Here is a 7,028-nt window from a genome sequence, read left to right as displayed (position 1 = left end):
GGTCCACGGAGCCGCCTTTCTCTAGGACCCGTCGGTACGCGTCGGCACGCGCCCGGCATGCCAGGGCCTGTGTCGGAAGGGCGGGCGACGCCACTTCCGACACAGGCCCTAGTACGCGCGAGAAGGGCCCAATGATCAACCACGCGCGCGTGTCGGTCGGGAACCAGCCACGCGTGCATGTACCTCGGAAAACGCCGCGGACCCGGACGATGGTTCCACCGGGTGGCACACCACACATCGCGGGTGGACCGCATCCGACCGACAGTGGGGTCATGTGCGTGTTTCCCCATGGCCCTTGGCGAGGGCGAGGTGCTCGACGACATGCCGTGCCCCGACCCGGCACCGCGGTGGGGCTGCTGGGCTGCCTGCCCGGGCTCACCGCGGTGGCCGTTCTGGCGCTGTGCGCGCACGGTGTGGACCGCTCCGGGACGGCCGCCCGGGCCGACCGCCCGCTCGCGGCCCGCCACGCCGCCCCGTACACCGCGCCCAAGCCGCGGGTCGTTCCGAGGTCGGTATGGCTGAAGCCGGGCGGGGCCCCCGGCCGACAGCCACCGCCGCGCTACGACGACAAGGTCGTCGCCGTGTTCGTGCACCACACCGACTCGCCCAACGGCTACAAGTGCGCCGACGCCCCCCGCATCATCCGCCACCTGTACACGGGCCAGACCGGCGTCCGCCACTGGGACGACATCGGCTACAACTTCCTCGTCGACCGCTGCGGCACGATCTACGAGGGCCGTGCGGGCGGCGTCGACCGCCCCGTCACCGGCGCCCACACCCAGGGCTTCAACCACCGCACCGTCGGCATCGCCGCCATCGGCACCTTCACCGCGGGTGTCGAGACGCCGAAGGCGATGACCGACGCGATAGCGGCGCTGGCCGCCTGGAAGCTGGGCCTGTCGGACACCGACCCGCGTACCCGGGTCCGCCTGGTCTCCAGCAACAGCAAGAGCCGCTTCGCCGCCGGTACTTCCGCCAGACTGCCCGCGCTGGCCGGCCACACCGACGGCTTCCAGACCAGCTGCCCGGGCGCGGCCCTGACCGCGCGGCTGCCGGAGATCAGGGAACGGGCCGCCCGGCTCCAGGGCAGGACATGAGGCCCACAGGGAGGCCACAGCCACACCGCAGCCCGCTCAGAGGCGGCCGCCCTACCGTCGTGGCCATCAGCCGACCGGAGGTGGAGACATGAGCAGCAGCAGTCGTACGGACACCGGGACGTCCACGTGGGCCGGGGCCCTGCGTGGTCCCTGGACGGTGCTCTGCGCGGTCGCGACGGTCGTCCTCGGCCCGGCCGCGGTCACCGCCTCGGCCCTGGACCAGGCCAACGCGGCCCCGCTGCACCACGCGGTGAAGGCCGGTCAGATGCAGGCGTACATCCCGTCGGACCCGAGCCGGCGCAGGGCCGCCTGAGCGGGCGTCACTCCTTGAAGCGGTCCCACAGCCGCGGATACCGCTCGGCCAGCACTCGATCGTCCTCGAGGTTGATCGGCGTGCCCTCCGGTTCGGCGGGGGCGGGCGGAATGCCGAGATCCGGAGCGACGGTGCCGGTGAGCTGCTCGTAGGCCTCGTCGGCCGCGTAGCCGAGCTCCTCGCCGTCGCCGTCGATCTCCTCGTCGAAGTCGTCCAGCAGGTCGGCGAGCGAGTCCGGGTCGTGCAGGGCACCCTCGAACACCTCCCGGCCCTGGCCGATCAGCCAGCACCGGAAGAAGTCGAAGGCGTCGTCGCTGGCCCCGTCGAGCAGCACCCAGGCGGCGCCCCACAGGTCCCAGCGGTAGGAGCGGTTGTAGCGGGCCTCGAAGTGACGGGCGAAGTCGAGCACCGACTCGGGGTCCATCTGTGCGAGCCGGTCGACGAGCAGGTCGGCCTGTTCCTCGGGGTCGCCCTCGGCGGCCTCGCGGGTGGTGTCCACGAGCTCCCAGAACTCCGTCTCGTCCATCACGGGTCCAGCATCGGGCCTGGACGGATGGGGCGCACGTGGAGTGCGGCGGATTGTTGTCGGCGGTAGAGCTCCGCGAGCCGGGCGGCGTCCTGCGCGAACCGCTCCCGCAGCCCTTCCGGGGCCAGCACCTCGACCTCCGGCCCGAGCGCCGTGAGCTGCGTGTGGGCGACCTCCTCGGACTCCACGGGGAGGGTCAGCGTCACCCACCCGTCGGCGTCCGGGGCGCCCGCGCCCTGCAGCGCCTCCCGCGCGGAGAGCGGATCGACCGCGTACGACAGCCTGCGCACACCCTCCGCGGACAGCCGCACCACGACCTCGGCCCGCAGGATGGACCGTGCGAACTGCTCGGCCCGCTCCTCCCAGAAGCCGGACAGGTCGAACTCCTCGTCACGGGAGAAACGCTCCGCCCCGGCCTCGACGGCCGTGAACCGGTCGATCCGGTACACCCGGTACGTCCGGTGGGACCCGTGGGGCGTCGCCCGCGCGCACAGGTACCAGACACCCGCCTTGAGCACGAGCCCGTACGGCTCCAGCTCGCGCTTCACCTCGCCCTCACCCCTGCGGTAGCGGGCGGTGATCCGCCGGTCGTCCCACACGGCGTCCGCGAGGACCGGCAGCAGCTCGGGTGTCTCGGGCTCCTTGAACCAGTTCGGCGCGTCCAGATGGAACCGCTGGGCTGCCGTGCGGGAGGCGTCACGCAGGGACGGCAGCAGCGCCGCCGACACCTTCAGCCGGGCCGCGGAGGCCGCGTCCTCCAGCCCCATCTCCCGCAACGCGCCGGGCACGCCCGACAGGAACAGCGCCTCGGCCTCGCTGCGGTGCAGTCCCGTCAGCCGGGTCCGGTACCCGCCGATCAGCCGGTACCCGCCGGCCCGCCCCCGGTCGGCGTACACCGGAACGCCCGCTTCCGACAGCGCCTGAGCGTCCCGGGTGACGGTCCGCTCGGACACCTCCAGCTCGCGGGCGAGTTCGGCGGCGGTCATGGAGGGCCGGGACTGGAGCAGCAGCACCATCTTGATCAGCCGGGCAGCGCGCATGGGTTCATCATGGCGCGCAGAAGGGGACCGGCACCCACGTGGTGCCGGTCCCCTTCATGGTGCAGCCCGCTTTACAGGCCGTAGCGCTCGCGCGCCTCCTTCACGGCCGTCGCCTTGACCTCGCCCCGCTTGGCCAGCTGGGCCAGCGCGGCCACGACGATCGACTCGGCGTCGACGCCGAAGTGGCGACGGGCGGCCTCACGGGTGTCCGACAGACCGAAGCCGTCGGCGCCCAGCGAGGAGTAGTCCTGCTCGACCCACTGCGCGATCTGGTCCGGGACCTGGCGCATGTAGTCGGAGACAGCCAGCACCGGCCCTTCGGCGCCCTGCAGCGCCTGACGGACGTACGGCACCCGCTCCTCGCCGCGCAGCAGCGCCTCGTCGGCCTCCAGCGCGTCCCGGCGCAGCTCGCTCCACGAGGTCGCGGACCACACGTCGGCTGCCACGCCCCACTCCTCGGCGAGCAGCTGCTGCGCCTTGAGCGCCCAGTGGATCGCCGTGCCGGAGCCCAGCAGCTGGATCCGCGGGGCGTTCGCCGCCGGGGACAGCCCCGCCGACTCCGCCGTGTTGAAGCGGTACAGGCCCTTGACGATGCCCTCGTCGATGCCGAGGCCCGACGGCTTCGCGGGCTGCGGCATCGGCTCGTTGTAGACGGTGAGGTAGTAGAAGACGTTCGGGTCCTCGCCGGGCGCGGCCTCGCCGTACATGCGGCGCAGACCGTCCTTCACGATCGTCGCGATCTCGTACGCGAACGCCGGGTCGTACGTCAGCGCGGCCGGGTTGGTCGCGGCGATGACGGGGGAGTGGCCGTCGGCGTGCTGGAGGCCCTCACCGGTCAGCGTCGTACGGCCGGCCGTGGCGCCGACGAGGAAGCCGCGGCCGAGCTGGTCGCCGAGCTGCCACATCTGGTCGGCCGTGCGCTGCCAGCCGAACATCGAGTAGAAGATGTAGAACGGGATCATCGCCTCGCCGTGCGTCGCGTACGACGTGGACGCGGCGATGAAGTCGGCCATCGAACCGGCCTCGGTGATCCCCTCGTTGAGGATCTGACCGTTCTTGGCCTCCTTGTAGTACATCAGCTGGTCGCGGTCGACCGGCTCGTACGTCTGGCCCTTGGGCGAGTAGATGCCGAGGGAGGGGAACAGGCTCTCCATACCGAAGGTGCGCGCCTCGTCGGGGACGATCGGTACCCAGCGCTTACCCGTCTCCTTGTCGCGGACCAGGTCCTTGACCAGGCGGACGAAGGCCATCGTGGTCGCCACGTTCTGCGCGCCGGAGCCCTTGTCGAAGGAGGCGAAGGCCTTCTCGGCGGGCGCGGGCAGCGGCGCGACCGGGTGCACACGGCGCGCCGGGGCCGGACCGCCGAGGGCGGCGCGGCGCTCCTGGAGGTAGCGCACCTCGGGGGAGTCGGCACCGGGGTGGGCGTAGGGCACGACACCGTCGACGAACGCGCTGTCGGCGATGGGCAGACCCAGCAGGTCCCGCATCGCCTTGAACTCGTCCACCGACAGCTTCTTCATCTGGTGGTTGGCGTTCTTCGACGCGAAGCCCTCACCGAGGGTGTGGCCCTTGACCGTCTGGGCCAGGATCACGGTCGGCGCGCCCTTGTGCTCGACGGCGGCCTTGTACGCGGCGTACACCTTGCGCGGCTCGTGACCGCCACGGGAGAAGTGGAAGCAGTCGAGGATCTTGTCGTCGCTGAGCAGCTTCGCCATCTCGGCCAGCGCCGGGTCGGCGCCGAAGAAGTCCTGGCGGATGTAGGCGGCGTCGCGCGTCTGGTACGTCTGCACCTGGGCGTCGGGTACCTGGCGCAGGCGGCGTACGAGCGCGCCCGTGGTGTCGAGCTGGAACAGCTCGTCCCAGGCGGAGCCCCACAGGGTCTTGACGACGTTCCAGCCGGCGCCGCGGAACTGGGCCTCCAGCTCCTGCACGATCTTGAAGTTGGCGCGGACCGGGCCGTCCAGGCGCTGCAGGTTGCAGTTGATGACGAAGGTGAGGTTGTCCAGCTCCTCACGGGCGGCCAGCGCGAGGGCCGCCGTCGACTCCGGCTCGTCCATCTCGCCGTCGCCGAGGAAGGCCCAGACGTGGGAGGCGGAGACGTCCTTGATGCCGCGGTTGGTGAGGTAGCGGTTGAACCGCGCCTGGTAGATCGCGGAGAGCGGGCCGAGGCCCATCGACACCGTCGGGAACTCCCACAGCCAGGGCAGGCGGCGCGGGTGCGGGTACGACGGGAGGCCGTTGCCGCCGGACTCGCGGCGGAAGTTGTCGAGGTGGTGCTCGCTGAGCCGGCCGTCGAGGAAGGCGCGGGCGTAGATGCCGGGGGAGGCGTGGCCCTGGATGTAGAGCTGGTCGCCGGACCCGTCGGCCTCCTTGCCCTTGAAGAAGTGGTTGAAGCCGGTCTCGTACAGCCAGGCCGCGGAGGCGAAGGTGGCGATGTGGCCGCCGACGCCGTATTTCGAGCCGCGGGTCACCATGGCGGCCGCGTTCCAGCGGTTCCAGGCGGTGATCCGGGCCTCCATCTCCTCGTCACCGGGCACGGACGGCTCGGCGGCGGTGGGGATGGTGTTGACGTAGTCGGTCTCGAGCAGCTTGGGCAGCGCGATGCCGGCGCCCTCGGCACGCTCCAGCGTGCGGCGCATCAGGTACGCGGCACGGTGCGGCCCGGCCGCCTTCGCGACGGCGTCCAGGGAGGCCTGCCATTCGGCGGTCTCCTCCGGGTCGCGGTCCGGGAGCTGGTCGAGCTCGCTCGGCTGGATGGCGTTGGGGTCGGTCATGTCGCCGCCTTCCTCAGTCGAAGGGGAAGCCGAGGGGGTTTCCCTCATCGGTTAAGGGTTCGGTTGCCCTTGGTCTTTGGCAGGACAGGGCATGAGGCTTTGGTGCTGTAACACCGTGCGGCTTCCGCCGCGTGGCCCGTCGGCGACTGTAACTCCCTGATCGATGATCGATCAAAGGGGTGAGGGCGAAAACCTCTTGATCACGGGAAAGTCGGCACGCGGTGCCTTTGCGGCAGGCACGCGGTGCCGCGTTCTTCCTGCTCAGATGAGGTGTGGGCGGCTAACTTGGGCGGTCGGCCCAGGCTCCGGGACGGGGAAGGCGGTCCCCTGAACGGCCCGTGCGTTCAGGGGAACTTCGTGGTCCGGTCAGGCGTAGGCGGCCGCCGGACGTGCGGTGGCGCCGAACGACTTCCAGAGCTGCATGAACAGGCGCACCAGGGCGGCCTCGATCAGGGCGACGGCCACCTGGGTAACGATCGTGGTGAGGATGTGCGGCATGGTGAGCCGCCTTTCGTGTGCAGTGTGCGGGGTACGGCTCCTTTGTCCGGGCCGATGTCATCCACGAGGCTGCGCGATGGTGTCCTTCAGGTGAAATCTGTCTTGCATCCCGGCGATGCCCTGCGCCACGGCCGGCACGACAACCGACCCCGCCGCCGAGGCCAGCGCGATCGTCCAGCCCACGGGGCCCAGCGGCCGGCTGCCGAAGAAGTGGCTGAGCCCGGGCACGCTCACCACCACACCCAGCACCACCAGGGACCCCGCCACGGCCCATGCGACCACCGGATCGCGGCCCGCGTCCACCAGCGTCTGGAGCAACTGGGACGTCACCAGGGCGACCAGGGCGACCGTGTCGGCGTGCCCCCGGGTGCCGGTCGCCCGGGCGAGCACCCAGGCGACGGTGGCCGCCGCCGTGGTGAGGACGGCGCGCAGCCGGATGTGCCGGGTCAGCGCCCTGCCGAGCGAGGCCTCCGGCCCCTCCGCGAGCAGCCGGCCGGCGTGGTCGGCGGGCGGCCGGGCGGCGATCGCCATGGCGGGCAGCATGTCGGTGAGCAGGTTCACCAGGAGGAGCTGGCGTGCGTTCAGCGCGCTGCGCCCGGTGAGCAGCGTGGTCGCCAGGGTGAAGACGATCTCGCCCAGGTTGCCGCCGAGCAGGATGCCGAGCGCCTTGCGCACCGAGGCCCACATGGCCCGGCCCTCGACGAAGGCGTCGACGATCGTCTCGATACGGTCGTCGGTGACGACGACGTCGGCGGCGGCGCGGGCGGCCGGGGTGGCCCG

At 71.5% G+C, this 7,028-nt stretch carries 7 protein-coding genes; 2 read left to right on the top strand and 5 right to left on the bottom strand.

Translation table 11 applies throughout. From position 1 onward, the window contains the following. Positions 1 to 131 precede the first annotated feature (131 nt). Positions 132 to 1,097, top strand: a complete 966-nt coding sequence (locus ACTWQJ_RS43450; protein WP_443311917.1) for a peptidoglycan recognition protein family protein — start codon at positions 132 to 134, stop codon at positions 1,095 to 1,097. 88 nt (positions 1,098 to 1,185) lie between these two features. After that, positions 1,186 to 1,410 carry a hypothetical protein gene (locus ACTWQJ_RS43445; RefSeq protein WP_443311916.1) on the top strand — a complete coding sequence of 75 codons (225 nt, stop codon included), beginning with the start codon at positions 1,186 to 1,188 and terminating at the stop codon, positions 1,408 to 1,410. Between the two features lie 7 nt (positions 1,411 to 1,417). Here ACTWQJ_RS43445 and ACTWQJ_RS43440 read toward each other — a convergent pair whose 3' ends face one another. From ACTWQJ_RS43440 to ACTWQJ_RS43420, 5 genes are all read right to left on the bottom strand, one after another. Further along, positions 1,418 to 1,936 carry a DUF4240 domain-containing protein gene (locus tag ACTWQJ_RS43440; RefSeq protein ID WP_443311918.1) on the bottom strand — a complete coding sequence of 173 codons (519 nt, stop codon included), beginning with the start codon at positions 1,934 to 1,936 and terminating at the stop codon, positions 1,418 to 1,420. Further along, complete coding sequence (locus ACTWQJ_RS43435) at positions 1,936 to 2,976, bottom strand: helix-turn-helix transcriptional regulator (protein ID WP_443311915.1); 1,041 nt, start codon at positions 2,974 to 2,976, stop codon at positions 1,936 to 1,938. Before ACTWQJ_RS43435 ends, ACTWQJ_RS43440 begins: the two co-directional genes overlap by 1 nt. Before the next feature lie 71 nt (positions 2,977 to 3,047). Next, on the bottom strand, positions 3,048 to 5,750 hold the full coding sequence (gene aceE / locus ACTWQJ_RS43430; protein ID WP_443311914.1) for a pyruvate dehydrogenase (acetyl-transferring), homodimeric type: 2,703 nt from the start codon (positions 5,748 to 5,750) through the stop codon (positions 3,048 to 3,050). 366 nt (positions 5,751 to 6,116) lie between these two features. Next, positions 6,117 to 6,248 (bottom strand): hypothetical protein, encoded by a 132-nt coding sequence (locus tag ACTWQJ_RS43425; RefSeq protein ID WP_263579104.1) that lies wholly within the window; start codon positions 6,246 to 6,248, stop codon positions 6,117 to 6,119. Between the two features lie 57 nt (positions 6,249 to 6,305). Continuing rightward, a partial coding sequence (locus ACTWQJ_RS43420; RefSeq protein WP_443311913.1) for a cation transporting ATPase C-terminal domain-containing protein occupies positions 6,306 to 7,028 on the bottom strand: 723 nt, incomplete at its 5' end.

Origin of the sequence: Streptomyces sp. KR55 (assembly GCF_052245645.1) — a bacterium.
GTDB lineage: Bacteria > Actinomycetota > Actinomycetes > Streptomycetales > Streptomycetaceae > Streptomyces > Streptomyces flavusporus.
Note: the sequence above shows the minus strand (reverse complement) of the source record. Positions and strands in the feature narration are given on the sequence as shown.